The organism is Spiroplasma cantharicola (assembly GCF_001281045.1).
In the GTDB taxonomy this organism is placed as follows: Bacteria; Bacillota_I; Bacilli_A; order Mycoplasmatales; family Mycoplasmataceae; genus Spiroplasma_A; species Spiroplasma_A cantharicola.
Genome location: NZ_CP012622.1, coordinates 159,703 through 178,915, shown reverse-complemented (window position 1 = coordinate 178,915; position 19,213 = coordinate 159,703). Strand labels below are relative to the sequence as shown.

General features: G+C 25.8%; 8 protein-coding genes and 11 tRNA genes. All 19 read right to left on the bottom strand.

Annotation, left to right across the window (positions count from 1 at the left end):
- The gene (locus tag SCANT_RS00795) at positions 1-2,274 is read right to left on the bottom strand and encodes a hypothetical protein (protein ID WP_053945828.1); all 2,274 of its coding nucleotides are present in this window, start codon (positions 2,272-2,274) and stop codon (positions 1-3) included.
- A gap of 4 nt (positions 2,275-2,278) precedes the next feature.
- Positions 2,279-6,136: an AAA domain-containing protein gene (locus tag SCANT_RS00790; RefSeq protein WP_053945827.1), complete on the bottom strand. Its 3,858-nt coding sequence runs from the start codon at positions 6,134-6,136 to the stop codon at positions 2,279-2,281.
- Between the two features lie 82 nt (positions 6,137-6,218).
- Entirely contained in the window at positions 6,219-6,743 is a 525-nt protein-coding gene (locus SCANT_RS00785; RefSeq protein ID WP_053945826.1) for a ferritin-like domain-containing protein, read from the bottom strand.
- 82 nt (positions 6,744-6,825) lie between these two features.
- Positions 6,826-9,243, bottom strand: coding sequence for a leucine--tRNA ligase (gene leuS / locus SCANT_RS00780; RefSeq protein ID WP_053945825.1), 2,418 nt, complete (start codon positions 9,241-9,243; stop codon positions 6,826-6,828).
- A gap of 101 nt (positions 9,244-9,344) precedes the next feature.
- A complete protein-coding gene (gene mgtA / locus SCANT_RS00775) occupies positions 9,345-12,038 on the bottom strand; it encodes a magnesium-translocating P-type ATPase (RefSeq protein ID WP_053945824.1) in 2,694 nt (897 codons plus the stop codon).
- 219 nt (positions 12,039-12,257) lie between these two features.
- Positions 12,258-12,334: transfer RNA gene (locus SCANT_RS00770), tRNA-Ile, on the bottom strand.
- 113 nt (positions 12,335-12,447) lie between these two features.
- A tRNA-Phe gene (locus tag SCANT_RS00765) sits at positions 12,448-12,523 on the bottom strand.
- Between the two features lie 5 nt (positions 12,524-12,528).
- Positions 12,529-12,605: transfer RNA gene (locus SCANT_RS00760), tRNA-Asp, on the bottom strand.
- A 4-nt stretch (positions 12,606-12,609) separates the two neighbouring features.
- A tRNA-Met gene (locus tag SCANT_RS00755) sits at positions 12,610-12,685 on the bottom strand.
- A gap of 7 nt (positions 12,686-12,692) precedes the next feature.
- Positions 12,693-12,785 (bottom strand) — tRNA-Ser (locus tag SCANT_RS00750).
- A 44-nt stretch (positions 12,786-12,829) separates the two neighbouring features.
- Positions 12,830-12,906: transfer RNA gene (locus SCANT_RS00745), tRNA-Ile, on the bottom strand.
- Positions 12,907-12,930: 24 nt separating this feature from the next.
- Positions 12,931-13,007: transfer RNA gene (locus SCANT_RS00740), tRNA-Met, on the bottom strand.
- Positions 13,008-13,012: 5 nt separating this feature from the next.
- Positions 13,013-13,088 (bottom strand) — tRNA-Ala (locus tag SCANT_RS00735).
- 25 nt (positions 13,089-13,113) lie between these two features.
- A tRNA-Pro gene (locus SCANT_RS00730) sits at positions 13,114-13,190 on the bottom strand.
- A 42-nt stretch (positions 13,191-13,232) separates the two neighbouring features.
- Positions 13,233-13,309, bottom strand: a tRNA-Arg gene (locus SCANT_RS00725).
- 168 nt (positions 13,310-13,477) lie between these two features.
- A tRNA-Cys gene (locus tag SCANT_RS00720) sits at positions 13,478-13,552 on the bottom strand.
- Positions 13,553-13,896: 344 nt separating this feature from the next.
- Entirely contained in the window at positions 13,897-17,028 is a 3,132-nt protein-coding gene (potCD, locus tag SCANT_RS00715) for a spermidine/putrescine ABC transporter permease/substrate-binding protein (protein WP_053945823.1), read from the bottom strand.
- Positions 16,995-18,002, bottom strand: coding sequence for a spermidine/putrescine ABC transporter permease (potB, locus tag SCANT_RS00710; protein ID WP_053945822.1), 1,008 nt, complete (start codon positions 18,000-18,002; stop codon positions 16,995-16,997). The genes potCD and potB overlap by 34 nt, the downstream gene beginning before the upstream one ends.
- The gene (potA, locus tag SCANT_RS00705) at positions 17,995-19,050 is read right to left on the bottom strand and encodes a spermidine/putrescine ABC transporter ATP-binding protein (protein WP_053945821.1); all 1,056 of its coding nucleotides are present in this window, start codon (positions 19,048-19,050) and stop codon (positions 17,995-17,997) included. The genes potB and potA overlap by 8 nt, the downstream gene beginning before the upstream one ends.
- Positions 19,051-19,213 lie beyond the last annotated feature (163 nt).

Below are 19,213 nucleotides of genomic sequence, written 5' to 3'. Positions count from 1 at the left end.
TTATTTTCCTCCAAACATATGATTATATTTTGTTAAATCAGCTTGTGTATATTTTCTTTCTTTACCAAAAATAATAGTTAAAGCCTTTTTGTAATAATTATCATTATTCTTTAAAATTTTATCAACAACTTCAGGTTTATTTAAAACATTCTTAACTCATACTAATTTTAACTCAATTGGCATATTATATATCTTTTTATCTATAAATTCATTTATTTCATTTTCAATTCTATTTATATAATTTCCTGCTAAAATTTTAACTTTATAATCTACTAAATCTTCTGTCATTAAAGGAAATTGCTCACTTTTATATTTATAATAGTATTTATAAAAATCTATTAGTGATTCAGAAAGATTTAATACATATTGATCAAAATTCTCAATATCTAATGAATTACCAACTAATTCTATAATTGAGTCCAATAAATATTTATAATTTTCTTCTACAAATTTATAATTTGTAGTATATAGCTCCTTTGTTATTTTTCCAATTATATTTAAAGTTTCAGCATGTTGCTTTCAAACATCTGATGTATATTTATTTTCATCAAACATCTCTGCTCTATTATTAATTTTAAAAAATTTTGTTAATACTACTAATGAATCTCTAACATTATACTTTCATCCATCAATTGAGTGTTTTTCTAAAAAGCTATTGATTTTATAAATATTTTGAATTGTATTTTGCATATTTATTTTATCAAATATATCTAATATATTTTTTGTATCAATGAATTGATAATTCTCTAATATATCAAATAACTCTTCATCCGTTCTTTCATTTGAAATTTTTATAATTAAACTTTTTGCTACTTTTTCTAATATTAAAGCTAATTTTCTGTCAGTTTTTTCTGCTAAATGTTCTTTCATATCATTATAATTTTGTCCAAAGTCTATGCTTTTCAATAAAAAGTTTTCCAAAATTGAAGACACTTTTTCTTCTAATCCAAGTCTTTCCAAAATTAAATATATATTCATTGAAATATCATATTTTTTATTTATAAGTGAGTCTTCAAATTTTTCTAAAACATCATAAACTTTTGAAGAAAATAATTTTGTAAGTTCTATTGGTTCAATTGGATTTTTGTATTTATAAATAACAGGAATATTAATGTTAATGGAATCAAAAGATTTATTAGCTAATAAAAAACTATTCGATGCATTTTTTGAATCTAAATAAACAAAAGAATTATTTTGTAATATTTCATCATCAATATAATCAACATAGAAAATTAATTTATTATCTACTGTAGTTACTACTTTTGTATTTCTTTTTGAGTTATAAAAAATAATTATTTCTATATTTTTAGATAGTTCTTTACTTTTTATAATTTCGTCGTCAGATTTTATAAATTGATCATTTACTAACATTAAGTTATAGCTTGTTTTAATATTTAAATTGGAGAATAAATCACAGTTAGGCATAAAATTTGGTTTGTTTTTAAAATTTAATTCTGGCATAAATAATTTTTTAATTTTTTCATCGTATTTATTTAAAATACTTTTTAAAATATCTAAACTCATCTTTGGATTTAATCTTAAATAATCATCAAATAATTTATTTTCTGTTTTAATTTTATAAGCACCATTATCAAATATTTCAATTCAAGCTTCAATTGCTGCTGTATCAACTTGAATGTATTTTTCAAAATTGTGTGCGTCTTGTATTGATTGTTGGGCATCGTATAAGACATCTCTCAAATATGAATTATCTCCAAAGATATCAGAATTTTGTTTTATAAATTCCGAACATCCACTATAAAGTCATTCCTTATTTGAAAATTCTTTCTTATCAATTGATATAGAAAGTTTGTGTGTAAATTTAACATCTGCTACTCTCTTTTTTCAATTAATATCTGTAATAATTTCCTTATTTTTAAAAATAGGATCTGCAAAAAATTTTACATCTTGAAATTTATTATCTTGAGATATTGTATAGGTTCCCTTTTTGAATTCTTCTTTTAAATTTAAATCAATTGAGAAATTTTTTATTGGTGTATGCATATTTAAAAGGCCTACTCCAACTTTATTTTTTCCAATCTCTATTACTTTAAAATTTATAAGTTCTCTTAAAGCTCTTTCGAAAAGAATTTTATTTTTAATGTTAAAATCAATTTCCAAAATCTCTTCCATATTTTTATTTTTATTTGGATGTTCTATTATAATTAATAAAATTAAAAATTCCATAAATGTAGGCTTTCTGATTTCAGAATACTTTATTTTTAATGGTAAATAAAATTTTTCATATTGAATTTCAATTTTATTAAATATCATTTTTTTAATCCTCCATTATTTCATTTGGTTTTAATAAACTTCCTTCAAAATCTAGTTTTGAAATTATGTCAGCATAAACCTGATGACTATTTGAAATGTTTGGGTCATCAATCGTTGGTATTTTAACTGTTATGTCATTTACTGCTCTTTGAGCTCCAACTATTATTAACAATTCTCTTGCTCTTGAAAATGCAACATTTATTCTTTCATATTTCTTTAAAAAATCTCTTCCAGATTTAGTTGATAACTTTTCTGGATTTCTAACTAGATTCACTAAAACATAATCTGCTTCTTTTCCTTGAAAATCATCAACCGTGTTAATAATTAAATTTATATTTTTAAAAGTTGAAGCATTAATTTCTTTTTTTAATTTATTTACATGTAGTCCATAAAAACTAATTACAGCAACACTTGGTTTTAATTTTAGATTTTTAGATAACACAGCTTTATCAAGTTTAGTTAATAATTCCTTTGTTATTTTTATTTCTAGATCATTAAACAAACTTGTTGAGAATTCTTCACTTTGCTCATAACTAATTTCATTTTTTAAATTATATGTAGAATCAACTCAATACACAGAATTTCTTGAATTAATAATTTCTTTATTAAACTGATTAACTATTTTTAAATCATGTCTCTTTTGCTCACTTACTTGTGATTCAACTTTTAGTTGTCCATCATAAAACTTATTTACAATATCCATAATTTGTTCATGACTTCTATACTGTGTTTTTAAAATTGTAGTTATATTTTTATTCTTTGCTGCAATAAGTTTCTTGAATGCAGAGTCATCTAATAATTCGTACATTAAATTATAACTATAATCTTTTTTAAAATGCTTATTAACATCTTCAACATCATTTGGCTGCAACTTTAAAATTGGAGGTAATTGTCTATAATCACCTACTAATATTAATGCTTTCCCATAAATTAGCGGCATTAAAATTTCTATAATTGTTGCTTTTGAAGCTTCATCAATTATAACAACATCGACATCCATATTTCTTAAATTCAATTCTTCTAATCCCAATTTATTTGCAAAATTGTCTTTTGTAAATTTAAATAAATTAGTAGAAGTTAATGTCATTGAATATACATTAACTAAATTATCTAAAATAGTATTTATATATTTTTGACTATCTTTAAAAGTTTGTCCCGTAAAATTTTTTGAAGCTAATTCTTCTTCAAAATTATTAGTTATTTTATAATTGTTATTTAAATAATTAATTATTGAGTTATACATTTCTGAGAAATTTTCTTTTCTTTCTTTACCATCTTGTAATTTTTTTTCTAATTTTTTTAGTTCAGATTTCACTTGATCTTCTAAATCAATATCTGTTAGACCTAAATTTAAAGAAAATTTATCATTGACAATTTTTATGAGCTCTCTAAGTTCTCTTGCACTCGAACCAGCATTTTCTCCTAAATTATTTTTTGTTACTATCAATTGATTTTTTTCAATTTCTAATTTATCTAAATCGAGATCAATAAAAGTTTCATTTTCTCTATTTTGTAATCTTAATTCAATCTCTACTTTCAAATTTCTCAAACTAACTAAGAAAGTTTCAAATATTTTATTTAACTCATTAATTTTAGTATCCGTTCTTAAAATTTGTTCTAATCCCTGAATTCTACTTTCTTCTTTTTCAGCTAAATCAAAATCTGCATTTCTTTTATATTTATTTAAAATTGATTTTGCTTTTTTAATTTCTAAGAAAGCCTCATTTTTATAAAAAATATCATTAACAATTTCCTTTATTAATAAATATGGATTCAAAAAATCATTTGGTTCAAAACTTAAGTTCATATATACAAAATTATTTAATTCAAATTTAATTGAATTTTCAAAACAAGTAATTATTCTTTCTCCTACATTAATAGAAGCATCAAATTCCTTTGTAGATATTGTTTCAATTAAATTTGTTACATTAATTAATTCTTCCTTTAATAAATTTTTAGATCTTATTTTATCTAAGTTTTTTTCTTTAAAAGATATTAATTGATTATTTAATTCATCAATTTTTTCTTGAATTAATCTAACTTGAGTATTATTTTGATAAAAACTTTTATTTGCATTTATTAATCGTTCCAATTCACTTTTATAATTATTAAATTCTCTTATTAGATTTTCATCATTTGTCATATCATCAAAAGCTCTTTTTCCAATTGCCTTATAATAATTGTAAAGCACTCTATCTGGAGAATAACCATTTGAAGATTGTGACTTTATATTTAATTGATTTGTTAATCTTATTTTATTAAGATTAGGGTCAATTGGTAATCTATCAACAACATTTTTAATGGCTTCATGATTTTGACTTGATATAAGAACTTTTCTGTTCAGTTTAGTTAATTGAGTAATAATTTCACTAATAACTTGTGTTTTACCTGTTCCAGGAGGACCTTGTAAAATAAAAATATCTTTTGTATTAACAGCTTTTATTACAGCTTCCTTTTGTTCTGAATTTAAAGTAAAAGTGAACTGATCATCATCTATTTTAATATCATTTGAAACCTCAGATAATTCTACTAATTTTGTATTAAATAAATAATTAATTAAGTAAGGGTTTTTTGTATTTCCCTCTGATATTTTTTTAATAACTTGCTTAGATCTTTCAATTAAAACGTCTTCACCAATACCAGTATATGCAAGATAGCCTGAACTTAAAGACTCCAAATTATTATTTAAAAAAAGTGATTCATCAAAATCCTCTTCTATTTCAAAATTTATTTTTTTTATTTTTCATTGTTGCATTTCTTTAGGATTATTTTTCATTAATGTATCAAATTCTTTTTTCTCTCCAAGGAAAATATTTTTACTATTCTTAATTCAATAATCTGCAAAAGTTATTTCCTCTTCTAAAACACCCAACATATTTGAAACTTGCAAAATGTTTTTTATTTCATTTATTTTATCAAGGTCAAAATCAAAAATTTCATAAATATTTTTAACAAGCTCATGAGTTGTTAAAATATTCTTATTCATTTTTATTGGAACTAAAGATAAATCTTTTGTTTTTTTAATTTTATTAACTTTTTCTAGTTCATCTAATAAAAGATCAAGTGTAACTACATAAGATATTTGATATTGAATTCTTTTACTTTTCAAATACGATTCAGAATTAACTAATAAATATTTATAAGCTTTCGTCTTAAATTCTTTTATTTCATATTCAAATAAATTTGAATCAAAATAAATTTTATCTATTCTTATTACTTTTTGATAATTCAACCCTAAATAGGGCAATGATTTTTTTCTATCCAATTTTAATAGGTCATCACTAAATTCTAAATAGTTTAACCATTTATCTTTTTCTTCTTCAAATGTTGATAATAATTTACCAATTTGTGAAATATTAGATGAGTTTAAAACATTTCTTCTAATTAACTCATCATCTTTAATTTGACCTTGATTTCTAATTATTAAGATTTGTGATTCTTGTATTATTGTTTCAAATTCTTGAGCCAATGGCTTTAATCTTGTCATAAATATAGAACTTATGATTAAAGAAGCATTCATAGTATCAATATTTACATAAAATCCTAGATAAGTTCCCTCAGGTAGTAAACTTTGATTTTTAGAATCTAGCTCAATTCTTATAATTCCGTTATAAGATGATTTGCTCTTATCTTTTTTAGAAAATTGTCTAGTTTTATTGTCTAAAAGACATATAAAGGATTTTTTAGCCAATGAGCTTCTTAAGAAATTTTGAAACTCCACACAAGTATTTATACCTCTTATGTCTAGCTGCTCAATTATCTGATCTAAAGCTGCTGGATTTTCCTTAAATTGAACATTTTGTAAAAATGAGAAATCTAATATTATTTCTTTAACTGCATTATTTTCAATAATATTTGACATAAATTAGCCCTCACTTTTGTCCTTTTTATTATAACATTTTTAGTTAATTAAAAAATATCAACCAAAAGGCTGATATTAATACTTAATCTTGATGCGGTGCAAATGGGTCAATAACTGCTAAAGTATTTGGATTTTCTCTTTTTAATACTTTCTTATCTATTTCATAGTGATTTCCATTAGACATTTTAATTCAATCAAGTAAATCATTGGTTTCTGATATTTCTTCAAAAAAATCAATGGCAAATCATTCATAGAATTTTACTGTTGTAAAATCAGATTTATCTTTTGCATTTTTTGTAAATTCGTCTGTAATTTTAGCAAAATGTGTTCTACAAGTAATATACTCTTCTAAAATTTCTACAATATTTTTAAAATCCTTATTTTTGATTTCTATTGAAGAAATTTTATATCCTTGACCTTTATCTAAAAGATAATTCATTATTCTTCTTTGATGTAAAAACTCATCTTGAGCTTGCACTTGAAAAAAATGAGTAAAACCTGGGTAGCCAAGTTCATCACATTTTCTACTCATATTAAAACAATTTATTTGCATCTTAATATGTTCATTAATGTAATCTTGAAGATTACTTAAAATTAATTTATCCATAAAAAATCCTCCTTTAATATTTTTATTATATTCTCTTGTAGTTGAAAAATATGTAAATTACATAAAAATGTTTTAATCTAAATTATTTAATAACAATATTTACAATTTTATCTAAAACAGCTATTTCTTTTAATATTTGCTTACCTTTAATTTGTTCTTTTATTACATTTAAAGTTTTAGCCTTATCAATTAATAACTCTTTTTGAGTACCTTTATCAACTTCAAATGTTGCTCTTAACTTACCATTTACTTGAACAGCAATAGTAACAATTGATAATGATAATTTACTTTCATCATGCGTTGGTCATTTTTCTAAACAGACACTAGATTTATTACCAAGTTTTTCTCATAATTCCTCAGCTAAATGAGGTGCATAAACTGACAACATTTTAATGAAATTAAAAATATACTCTTTATAAATTGGTTGTGTTTCTTTATAAACAGAATTTACAAACATCATTAATTGAGAAATAGCAGTATTAAATTTGCAATCTTCAACCATTTGAGTTGTTTTTTTAACAACATCATTATAAATGAAATCTAAATTGCCATTATTTTTATCTGTTAACTTTATATTTTCAATCATTCTATAGACTCTATCAAGTCACTTTCTAGCTCCATCAAGACCTTTATAACTTCAAGGTAAAGAAGCTTCTAAGGGACCCATAAATACCTCATACAACCTTAAAGTATCAGCTCCATGTGATTCAATTATTTCATCAGGATTAATTACGTTCCCTTTTGATTTACTCATTTTTTCACCATTATCTGCTAATATCATCCCCTGATTTATTAATTTTTGAAATGGTTCTTTTGAAGGTACAATTCCCAAATCAAATAATACTTGGTGTCAAAATCTTGCATAGAGTAAATGAAGAACAGCGTGCTCTTGTCCACCGATATAAAGATCAACTGGTAATCATTTTTTAAATAATTGCATTGCTTCTTTTGAGTTTATATCTACCAAATTATTAGGACTTGTTGTTAAAATATATGCTAAATAATATCAACAGCTTCCTGCTCATTGCGGCATTGTATTTGTTTCTCTCTTCGCTTTTTTGCCTTTGAAATCTATATTTACTCAATTTGTTAAATTTGCCAGTGGTGATTCACCAGTACCTGATGGTTTAATATAGTCTGTTTTTGGCAATTCTAATGGTAAATCTTTTTCATCAATTAAAGCAATTTGACCATCTTCTAAAAAAACTACTGGGAAAGGTTCTCCATAAAATCTTTGTCTTGAAAATAATCAATCTCTTAATTTATAGTTAATTTTTCTTTCAGCTTTTTTTTCCTTTGCCAATTTACTAATTACTAAATCAATAGCTTTTGTTTTAGACAAACCATTTAAAAAATCTGAATTAATTAAGTTTGATTCACCAACAAATGCTTTAGATTCATCTTTAGTTTCTAAAACAAATTTTATTGCTAAATTATACTTTAATGAAAATTTTCAATCTCTTTCATCATGTGCAGGGACAGCCATTACAGCTCCAGTTGCATAATCATTTAAAACATAATCAGCAATTCAAATAGGTAATTGTTCTTTTGTAAAAGGATTTATAGCATAACTACCTGTAAAGATTCCTGTTTTTTCTTTTGAATCATCTTGTCGCTCAACATCAGTTTTACTTTTTGTTAAAGTAATATATTTCTCAACTTGCTCTTTATTTTCTGGTTTAGTTAATTTTAAAGTTAACTTATTTTCAGGAGCAAGAACAATATAAGAAACTCCAAAAATTGTATCTGCTCTTGTTGTAAATACATTTATTTTCTCTTTATTATCTTTAACATCAAACTTAATAATTGCTCCTTCAGATTTTCCAATTCAGTTTTTTTGTAATTCTTTCACTGAATTTGGTCAATCTAATAAGTCAAGACCTTCTAATAGTCTATCAGCATATTTTGTTATTTTTAAAACTCATTGTTTCATTGGTTTTTTAACTACTTCAAAACCACCAATGTCTGAAACCATTTTCCCATTTATTGAAACAACTTCTTCATTTGCAAGAACAGTTCCTAACCCCTCACATCAATTTACACTTGCTTCTCTAATTTCAGCCAAACCTTTTTTATAAAGCTGTTGAAAAATTCATTGAGTAATTTTATAGTAATTTGGATCACTTGTATTAACTTCTTTATTATAATCATAACTGAAACCTAATTTTTTTAACTGTTCTCTAAAAGTAATAATATTTTTAGCTGTGAATTCTCTTGGGTCATTTCCCGTTTTTAAAGCATATTGCTCTGCTGGTAACCCAAAAGCATCTCACCCTATTGGATGTAGTACATCATATTGTTGCATTCTTCTCATTCTTGCAAAAACATCTGTTGCAGTGTAGCCCTTCGGATGACCAACGTGAAGACCTGCTCCACTTGGATATGGGAACATATCTAGTATATAAGCCTTCTTATCTTTATTACTTGTTGTTTTATACGTATTATTTTTTTCTCAAAATTTTTGTCATTTTTTTTCTATTGCTTTATGTGAAAATTCCATTATATTACCTCTTTTATTAACTTTTAATATTTTACCTTAAATATTAATTAGTGTTAATGTTTAATAATAAACAAAAAAACTTAAACATAAGTTTAAGTTTTTTATAGTCATTCTTTAAATATTTTTATGTATAGCATTTTTACAGCTTGGGCTAAAACCATATATGCTGCAACAAAACTTAATGCAATTGGTAGGAATGACCATTTTGGTACACCCATTTTCATACCATCACTAATTGCATCAATACTCATAAACCCATAAGGAACAATTACTGCCATAGAACAAACAAAGATTGTTGAAACAGTAACTTGTCATGACCCATTAGATTGAATGAAAGGAATTTTTTCAGTTCTATACATTTGCATTACTGCAGTTTGTGTCATTAAACCAACAACAAATCAGCTACCATTAAAGATTTCTAATGACCCCTCACTTGGTGGTTGTACACCTGCACCAATTCCTGGGTTAACAATGTGATATCCATATAATAGAACTAAAAATGTTGAAATATCAAATATTGAACTTACAGGTCCATTTATTACTGTAAATCAAATTATATTTTTTGTTTTTAATGGTCGTGGCTTATCAGTAAATTTACTATCCACTTTATCAAAAATAAATGCAAACATTACTATATCATATAATAAGTTTTGAGTTAGTAAATGTAAAGGTTGCATTGGCTCTGACATTGTTAAAAATAATGCAACTAGAACACTAAGTACATTACCAAAATTTGAAGCAATTGTAACTTTAATATATTTTAAAATATTTGCCAAAGAAACTCTTCCCTCATGAACTGCATGACTAATTGGAAGTAATGATTCTTCCATTAAAATAATGTCTGCTGCTTCCTTTGCAATGTTTGAAGCTTCATCAAAAGAAATTGCAACATCTGATTCTCTTAAAACTGGAGCATCATTAATTCCATCTCCCATAAATCCAACGACATGGCCTTGCTCTTTAAGTGCTCTTATTATTGTTGATTTATGTATAGGACTTAACTTAACAAAAACATTTCCTTTACGAACTGCCTTATGAAGTTGTTCTTCATTCATTGAATCAATTTCTTTTCCTGTATATAATTTATCAATTTTAAAATCTACTTTAGAACAAATAGCTCTTGTGATAATTTCATTATCCCCAGTTAAAATTTTTGTTGAAATTCCTTTTTGAGCTAATTCCTTTATAATTTTTTTTGAAGTTTTTTTTGGTTCATCAAAGAATGTTCCAAAACCATAAAATACTAAGTCTTCTTCAATATCTTCATCTTCTAATTCATTATGTGCAATACCAATAACTCTAAAACCATCATTATTATATTCATTTGATTTTGCCATAATTTTATCAATATGTTCTTTTTTAAGTTTTACTATTTCACCATTAATAAAAATACGATCACATACTTTCAGAACTTCTTCAATAGCTCCTTTTGTAAAAATTTCTTTTTCACCATTTTTAGATAAAATGACTGATAAAATTTTTCTTTGAAAGTCAAAGGGAACTTCTCATTCTTTTGAATATTGTTCAAGATTTGGCATACTTATTTTTTTACTTAATAAAACGGCTTGGTCAATTGGATTTTGAAATCCTGTTTGGAAATAACTATTTAAATATAATATATGTTCAATCTTTTCATTTTTTTGATTTTTTATATCAAAAACATGATCAAGATTAATTTCTCCACTTGTAATTGTTCCTGTTTTATCTGTACACAAAATATCAATAGCACCCATATTTTGAACAGCATTTAAGTTTTTTACTATAACATTTTCTTTCTTAATTTTTGCATAACCTCTTGAAAGATTTGCAGTAACTATTACTGGCAGCATTTCTGGCGTTAATCCTACTGCAATTGAAATTGCAAACAATGCAGCAGAAAGTCATCTTTGGTCAATTGTTGCTGGTCTTAATCCAAAAACTAAGAAAACAATTGGTGTAACTGCTAACATAAATGAAATTAACAACATTGTAATTTTTCAAACTCCTTTTTCAAAAGAGTTTTTACTTCTTTTTTCTGTAACTTTATCATTAATTGCAGAAAAGAAAGTTTTTTGTCCAGTTTGAATAACCAAACATAATGCTGAACCTGAAACTACTTCAGTTCCCATATAACATACATTTTCATATTCTAAATAATTTTCCTTATTATTTATTGTTTTCTTTTGAACAGGAAAAGATTCTCCTGTTAATGATGATTGATTTAAATATAAGTTATTTGATCAAATAACTTTTACATCAGCTGGAATTAAGTCCCCATTTGAAACATATATTAAATCTCCAGGAACAAGTTCTGATGTTTCAATTTGTTCACTTTCTTTAATTAATTTTATTGAATTTGCATTATCAATATTTGTGATTTTAAAATCAACATCTCTAATAACTTTAGTCATATGTTTATTTTCAAACGTCATTTTTTTAATAACATGAAAGGACCTAATTTCTTGTACAAAATAAATAGTTCCACTAATTATAATCATTGTTAAAACTAATAGTGCTCCAACAAGATCTGATAGTTCAGGATCAGTTGCATATTGATAGAAACTAAATGTATCAATTACAATTAGTATTAAATTAAAAGGACTGAAAAATGCCTTAATAAAAGACAAAATATAATTAAATTTTTTCTCCTTTAGTAAATTATCTCCAAATTTGTTTTTTTGAGTTTCTACTTCAGTTTCTGATAACCCAAAGTTAGAAATCTCTAATTTTTTTAAAGTTTGTTCTTGATCTAATTTAACAAACTTTGATAGTTGATTATTATAATTGTTATTTACTTTTTTATTTTTAGTTTTCATAACATCGTTCTCCTTATTTATGAAAGCTAACTTATAATTTTATTTTGACAATACAAAAAAAAGCGATAAATTAGCATTACTTCTTATCTTGCTTTGAATAATTAAATTTCGTACCTGTTCGGAAGGAATACTCATATTTACCACCTCTCTTTAAGTCTTTAATTATTATACATACATAAAATAAAAAAAGACACCATAATGGTATCTTTAAATTCTAAATGGTCGGAATAAGTGGACTTGAACCACCGACCTCACCCTTATCAGGGGTGCGCTCTAACCAGCTGAGCTATACTCCGTAAAACAATATTAATTATAAAATATTACTTTTTAAAATTCAATAAAAAAGCATTTTTAATTAAAAATATTTCATTAAAAAAACGTCATTGAATGACGTCTGTTATTCATTTAATGGTGGTTTTGGACGGAATTGAACCGCCGACACATTGAGCTTCAATCAATTGCTCTACCAACTGAGCTACAAAACCAATAATGGCGACCCCAACGGGACTCGAACCCGTGATCTCCTCCGTGACAGGGAGGCGCGATAACCAACTTCGCTATGGGGCCAAAATGGTTGCGGGGGTAGGACTTGAACCTACGACCTTCGGGTTATGAGCCCGACGAGCTACCAACTGCTCCACCCCGCGATAAAAATGGCGGAAGATGAGGGATTCGAACCCCCGCTCGGGTTTCCCCGACTCTCGGTTTTCAAGACCGACCCCTTCAGCCAGGCTTGGGTAATCTTCCGTATTTTGTTTGCCCCATCATGATCAATATAGAGTCATCATGAATGGTGGACCTTATTGGACTCGAACCAATGACCATCCGGTTATGAGCCGGATGCTCTAACCAACTGAGCTAAAGGTCCAAAATAATAAAAACAATAAATATATGGTAGCGGGGAAGAGACTTGAACTCTTGACCTCCCGGGTATGAGCCGAGCGCTCTAACCAGCTGAGCTACCCCGCCATATATGGTGGACCCGAACGGGATCGAACCGTCGACCCCCTGCGTGCAAGGCAGGTGCTCTCCCAGCTGAGCTACGGGCCCATATATAAAAAATATTAAATTATAATGGTCGGGAAGACAGGATTCGAACCTGCGACCCTTCGGTCCCAAACCGAATGCTCTACCAAGCTGAGCCACTTCCCGAAGTTATGAATATTTAATAATATTCATGGTAATTTTCAATAATGGCGCGCCCTAAGGGACTCGAACCCCTAACCTTTTGATCCGTAGTCAAACGATCTATCCAATTGATCTAAGGGCGCATTTTTGTGTGAAAACAACCAAAAATATTATATTACATTTTGTAAGTTTTTTATCAACTTTGCATAAAATTGACAATATTTATTATAGCAAATAAAAAGATAATTTGTGTCTTTTTGCAAAAAATAAATAAAATAAAAAGAAGTGTTTAAACTCCTTTATTTCAATAATGGAGGTACCAGTCGGAGTCGAACCGACGATCAGGGAGTTGCAGTCCCATGCCTTAGCCTCTTGGCTATGGTACCATTACCTAAATGATTATACTAAAAAAAATAATATATTTACAAATATAATGTTATTAATACAGTAGTCTTTTGAATATTTTTAGTAAAAAATAATATTAATTAAATTTAAAATTCGCCCTTAAAAATATAATTATTTATTTAACTAAGATGAAAAAATTAGAAAGTAATTTGCTAGTAAATTATAACTAAAGAAGCCATCTAAATAAAATTAAGAATTATATTATTTACTTTTTGAATTATTTACTAAAATATTTTATTATTTTAAAAATATTTTAGTAAATATAAAATTAATAATCATATTTTTCTTTAAAAAATAAAAAAATGCAAAATATTGCATTTTTTTATTAATGTTTAGTTGAAATTATCTGATTAAATTTATCAACTAAGTAATTATCAAATTTTTCATCAAAACTAAATGAATCTCCTTCTTGAGGTGTAAATCATTTCTCTCATTCATCACCTTTTGTCATACCATATTCTAATATTTCTTGAAATCCAGTAGGCATTCCTGTTTCATCAACAAGAGCTTCTTGTGAATCTCTACTATAAATAAAGTTTATAAATGCATAAGTCGCTTCTAAGTGTCTATTGCCACTTGAAATAACAAGATTATCACTTCATAAATTGGTTGATTCTTTTTTAACTTGTTTATCTAAAATCTTAATATTTTTATTGGTCAAATCTTTTCTAGGTACTTCAGATATTATTGTAAAATCAAAACTATTTGTTTGTGCTTCTTCACGAACCACCTTCAAATTATCTTCTTCAACTTCACTTTCATAATCATCTTGGGTTGCATAAATTAAATCACCATTATACATTACTGCAATATCAAAATCTCTATCATGAACTTTATCTTGAAGCTGATCACCATATAATCCAACATTTCTATAACTTACAAGATTTTTAATTTCACTTGAAACATTATCAATTTGTTGTTGTTTAGTTAACAATGTTTCATTAACTTTAAGTCCATCTTTTGCCTCTACATTTCCATATAGTTTTTCAAAACCATACATAAAAACATTTTTTGGATCTTCATTTAATGCAAGATTAAATCCAGCTTCAGCTCCTTTTCATAAAATATCTCATGATAACTTATCAGGATCAATTTCATAGAATACACGTTTTTGGTTAGCTTGATTTTTAAATACATCTTGCTCTTTTAAGAAATTTACTAGTTTTGTATTTTCTTTGAATTGCCCATTCACCATATCACCTAGGTTAAATACAATTCTAACATCTCCTCAAAATCATGGAATTGAATAATCTAATAGATTAGAAGAACTATCTTCGGCATCCTTAAATTTATGATTTTCATGTGCTTCTAAAATATTGCAATTATAATGTAGTTTTTCTTGAACTACTTCATTATCTTGAAATAAAGAATTTTGACAACTTGTAGAACTAGGATTTTCAATTGGGCTTTCAATTGTTTCAACTTTATCTCAATCAATTTTTTGCAAGGCACCTTCTGTAGCTAATTTTTCAACCATGTAATCACTTGGTACCATTATGTCATAATTAAAAGTATATGTTTTATTATAAAGTGACTCATTTGAATCATATTGTTGATAATTAACTTTATACCCTGTTTCTTTTTCGAACTTAGTAATTAAATTAACATCAATATAACTTCCTCAATTTCCAATTACTAAATCATAAATATTATTCATTATATAAGCTGTTGTTAATAATGAAAATGAAATTAACAAAGCTGATCCCATTGTAAGTTGTTTTCAATTTCTTTTAATTCATCTATTTGATTTTGGAACATAAGTTTCTTCTAAAACATCAGGAAAATATTTATCTCTTTTAGCTTTTACATAATTATTAACTTTTTCTAATTTTTCTTCTTTTGAAGATAATTTAGAATTAATTGCTTCAGTCGCCTCTTTAAGTTTTTCTTCTCTAATTTCTTGTAATTCAACTAATTTAACTGAATAATTTTCATCATCTTTATCTAATAAATTTATTTGTTTATCAATTGAATCAACAAGTGAAATTTTTCTAAACACTTTTGATTTAATTAATTTTAATTGTTCATATTTTTTTCTTGATTTTTCTTCATTTTCTTTTTGTAATAAAGCAAGTTTTTCAATAGTCATTCTTAATTTGTATTGATTTCTTCCTTCAAGTAAACTATCTCTTTTAATAGAAAGTTCCTTTATTTTTTTGTTATATCAAGAAATTTCTTTTGAATTTGGATATTCTAAATTTGCTAATTCCTCTTTTAAATCAATTACTTGCTGTCCAATTTCCAAAGCTTTCTCTTTATCAATTTCATTTCTTTCATTAATTCATTCAATTTCTTTTTCATACTTATTAATTTTTCTTTCAAGTTTACTTAGTACTTGTTCAAATTTTCTTATCTTTTTCTCATTTGTCATTTTTTGTATTTTTGATTCAATTTGAGACTTTTTAATATTCAATTTTTTAAATATTGTAAAATATCTTTTTTCAGTTTTAATCTCTGAAGAAATTATTTCCTTTTTTCATTCTAATTTACTAATCTTTTTATTATTATTTTTACTATTTAATAATTTGAATTGTATTTTTAATAATTTATATTTTGCTAAAAGCCTTAAATTTTTCGATTTTTGGGTTCTTGTCCCAGTTGAAAGACAACTTTGTAGATATTTTATTTCACTTTCAATTCTACTAATTAGTTTTATTTTATACTCACCTTTTTTAATTTGAATTTTTACATCTTTTGATTTTTGTAAAGCAATTTGAATTATATTTCAAATTAAAACTATAACTACAATTGAAGCTACTAATAAAGTTCCAAAAGCATTTATGTATGGTTGCATTCTTTTTGCAGTATAAATAAAAGTTGATACGTTAGTTTGACCTCCACCAGTAAAGTAAGAAATAATAAAATCATCAAAACTCATTGCAAAACAAATTGCAGCTGCAGTAATAATACATGGTGTTAAAATTGGAAGAACAACTTTATAAAAAGTTTGTCTTTGATTTCCTCCAAGATCTTTTGAAGCTTCTAGAATGTTTTTATCAATTCTGTTCATAAATGGTAGAACTGTAATGATTACATATGGCACATTAAACGAAATATGTGCTGCAATCAAAGTAACAATTCCAAATTTTAGTCCTGCAAGAACAAATAAAAGCATTAATCCAACAGCTGTAATAACATCAGCATTTACTAAAGGTATATTTGCTATTCTTACTCAGTTATCTGAAGATCTTTTTCTAATTTTAGTTAGTCCCACAACAGCCATCATTCCAATTAATAATGACATTATTGTAGAAACCATTGCTACAAATAAAGATACTGTTATTGATTTCATAAATGGTGAATTATTAACTAATGCACTATATCATTCAAGACTAAAACCACTTCAACTTGTAACACTACTTCCAGAATTGAATGAGAAAATAATCATAACTGCTATTGGTACATAAATAAATAACATCATTATTAAGAAGTAACTTGATTTGATGAATTTTTTCATTTTTTTGACCCCCTTACTTCGAATTTATTTGAAATTAATTTCATAATTCCCATAATTGCAAATAAAAGTAATGCCAATGCAATTGCTATTGTTGCTCCGAAAGTAAAATCAGTTCCTCTAAAGAAATAATTTTCTATAATTGAAGTAATCAAGTTTATTTTTCCATCACCCATATATCTAACAATTAGAAGTGATGTTGCTGCTTGAATTAATACTAATGTAAAGCCAGCAAAAACTCCTGGTAATGATTGTCTAAAAGTCGTATGTCAAAATGCTTTTGACTTGCTAGCTTTTAAATCTAAAGCAGCCAAATAATAATTTCTATCTTGATTTTCAATTGCATTATAAATTGGAGATATTGCAAATGGTAAAAACATATATACCATTCCAATAATAACTGCTATTGGTGTTCCTAAAACACTTGGAGATATCACTAAAAATAAACTTCTCAGTCCAAGAATTTTTAATATCATACTTATTCAGATTGGTAATGTAACAAGTACTCAAACATTTTTGGCTAATAATTTATTTTTTAGTTGTGCCATAATTAATGCTATTGGATAAGCACAAGCAACACAAATAATACTTGCTATGAAGGCATACATTAGTGATAAAAATAAAACATACATAATTGATCCTGATGTTAAAAGTTTAACAAAGTTTGAAAAATCAAGTTTAAATTTTATACTATTGCCTGTAGCTTCAACAATTGAAAATATAATTATTCCCAATAATGGAAGTATAACTAAAAAGCCCATAACAACCATAAATGGCAACATAATTGGTCAGACTTTTGATTTGATTCCCTTAACAATTTTAAATTCCTGAATTTTTTCTTTTAATTTTACTTTTGGTATTTCTGTTTCTATTTCTGTTCCTTCAGATTCTATATTTTCAATATCGTCTAATTCTTTTTCGACTTCAACATTATTTTTTTGTTTAATAATGTCTTTTTCGTTATCTAAATTATTCATCTATCTCTTTTCACATAATATGTAAATCATCGGGATTTCATTTAATAGAAACTTCTTTATCAAAATCATGAAATTCAGTTGTGTGTACAATATAATTTCTATTTTTTGTTTTAATAGTTATCTCATAATGGACACCTTTAAAAATAATATTTTCAACTACACCATTAAAGAATCCTTTATCTGGTTTTTGAATTTTTAAATCTTCAGGTCTTAAAACAATATCAATATTTTTTTCATTTTCTCCAAAACCTTTATCTGTACATTCAAATTCCTTACCATCAAATTTAACTTTTAAGTCTTTGATAAATTCACCATCACCAATAACATTTGATACGCCAATAAAATTAGCTACTCAGTTATTTTCAGGTTCATTATAAATTTCTTCTGGAGAGCCAATTTGTTGAATTGCTCCATCATTCATAACAACTATTCTGTCACTTAAAGTCAAAGCCTCTTCTTGATCATGGGTTACTAAAATAAAAGTAATTCCAATTTCTTCTTGAAGTTCTTTTAACTCATCTTGCATTCTTTTTCTTAATTGAACGTCAAGAGCTGACATAGGTTCATCTAAAAGTAGAATTTTTGGTTTCAAAATAAGTGCTCTAGCAATTGCAACACGTTGCTTTTGACCACCACTTAATTCATGAACCCTTTTATTTTCCATACCTTCTAATGAAAATTTTTTGATATATTGCATTACTTCTTTAGTTATTAGATCTTCTTTAACTCTTTTAACTCTTAATCCATAAGCAATATTATCGTAAACATCATAATGAGGGAAAAGTGCATAATTTTGAAAAATTGTATTTATTTGTCTTTTATTACTTGGAATTGGAGTAAGGTCTTTTCCTTCAAATAATAAATCACCAGAGTCTTGTTTTTCTCTTCCTCCAATGATATTTAAAGTAGTTGTCTTACCACAACCAGATGGTCCTAAAAGAGTTATAAACTCTCCTTCTTTAATATTAAAACTAACACCTTTTAAAACAACTTTTCCATCATAACTTTTAGTAAGATTTCTAATCTCTAAAATATTATTGTTGTTCATAATATGTCTCCTTTAAAAAATATTAAATTTTTAACGCGTAATTTATTAAAATGGATTACGCAATCAGGAGGAGCATTTCAGTCTCTAAGACTTTTTCAAATCATTCAACACGAGTAATTACTACATTAAATCACTCAGTAATTAGATATTGATTGATGTTTGT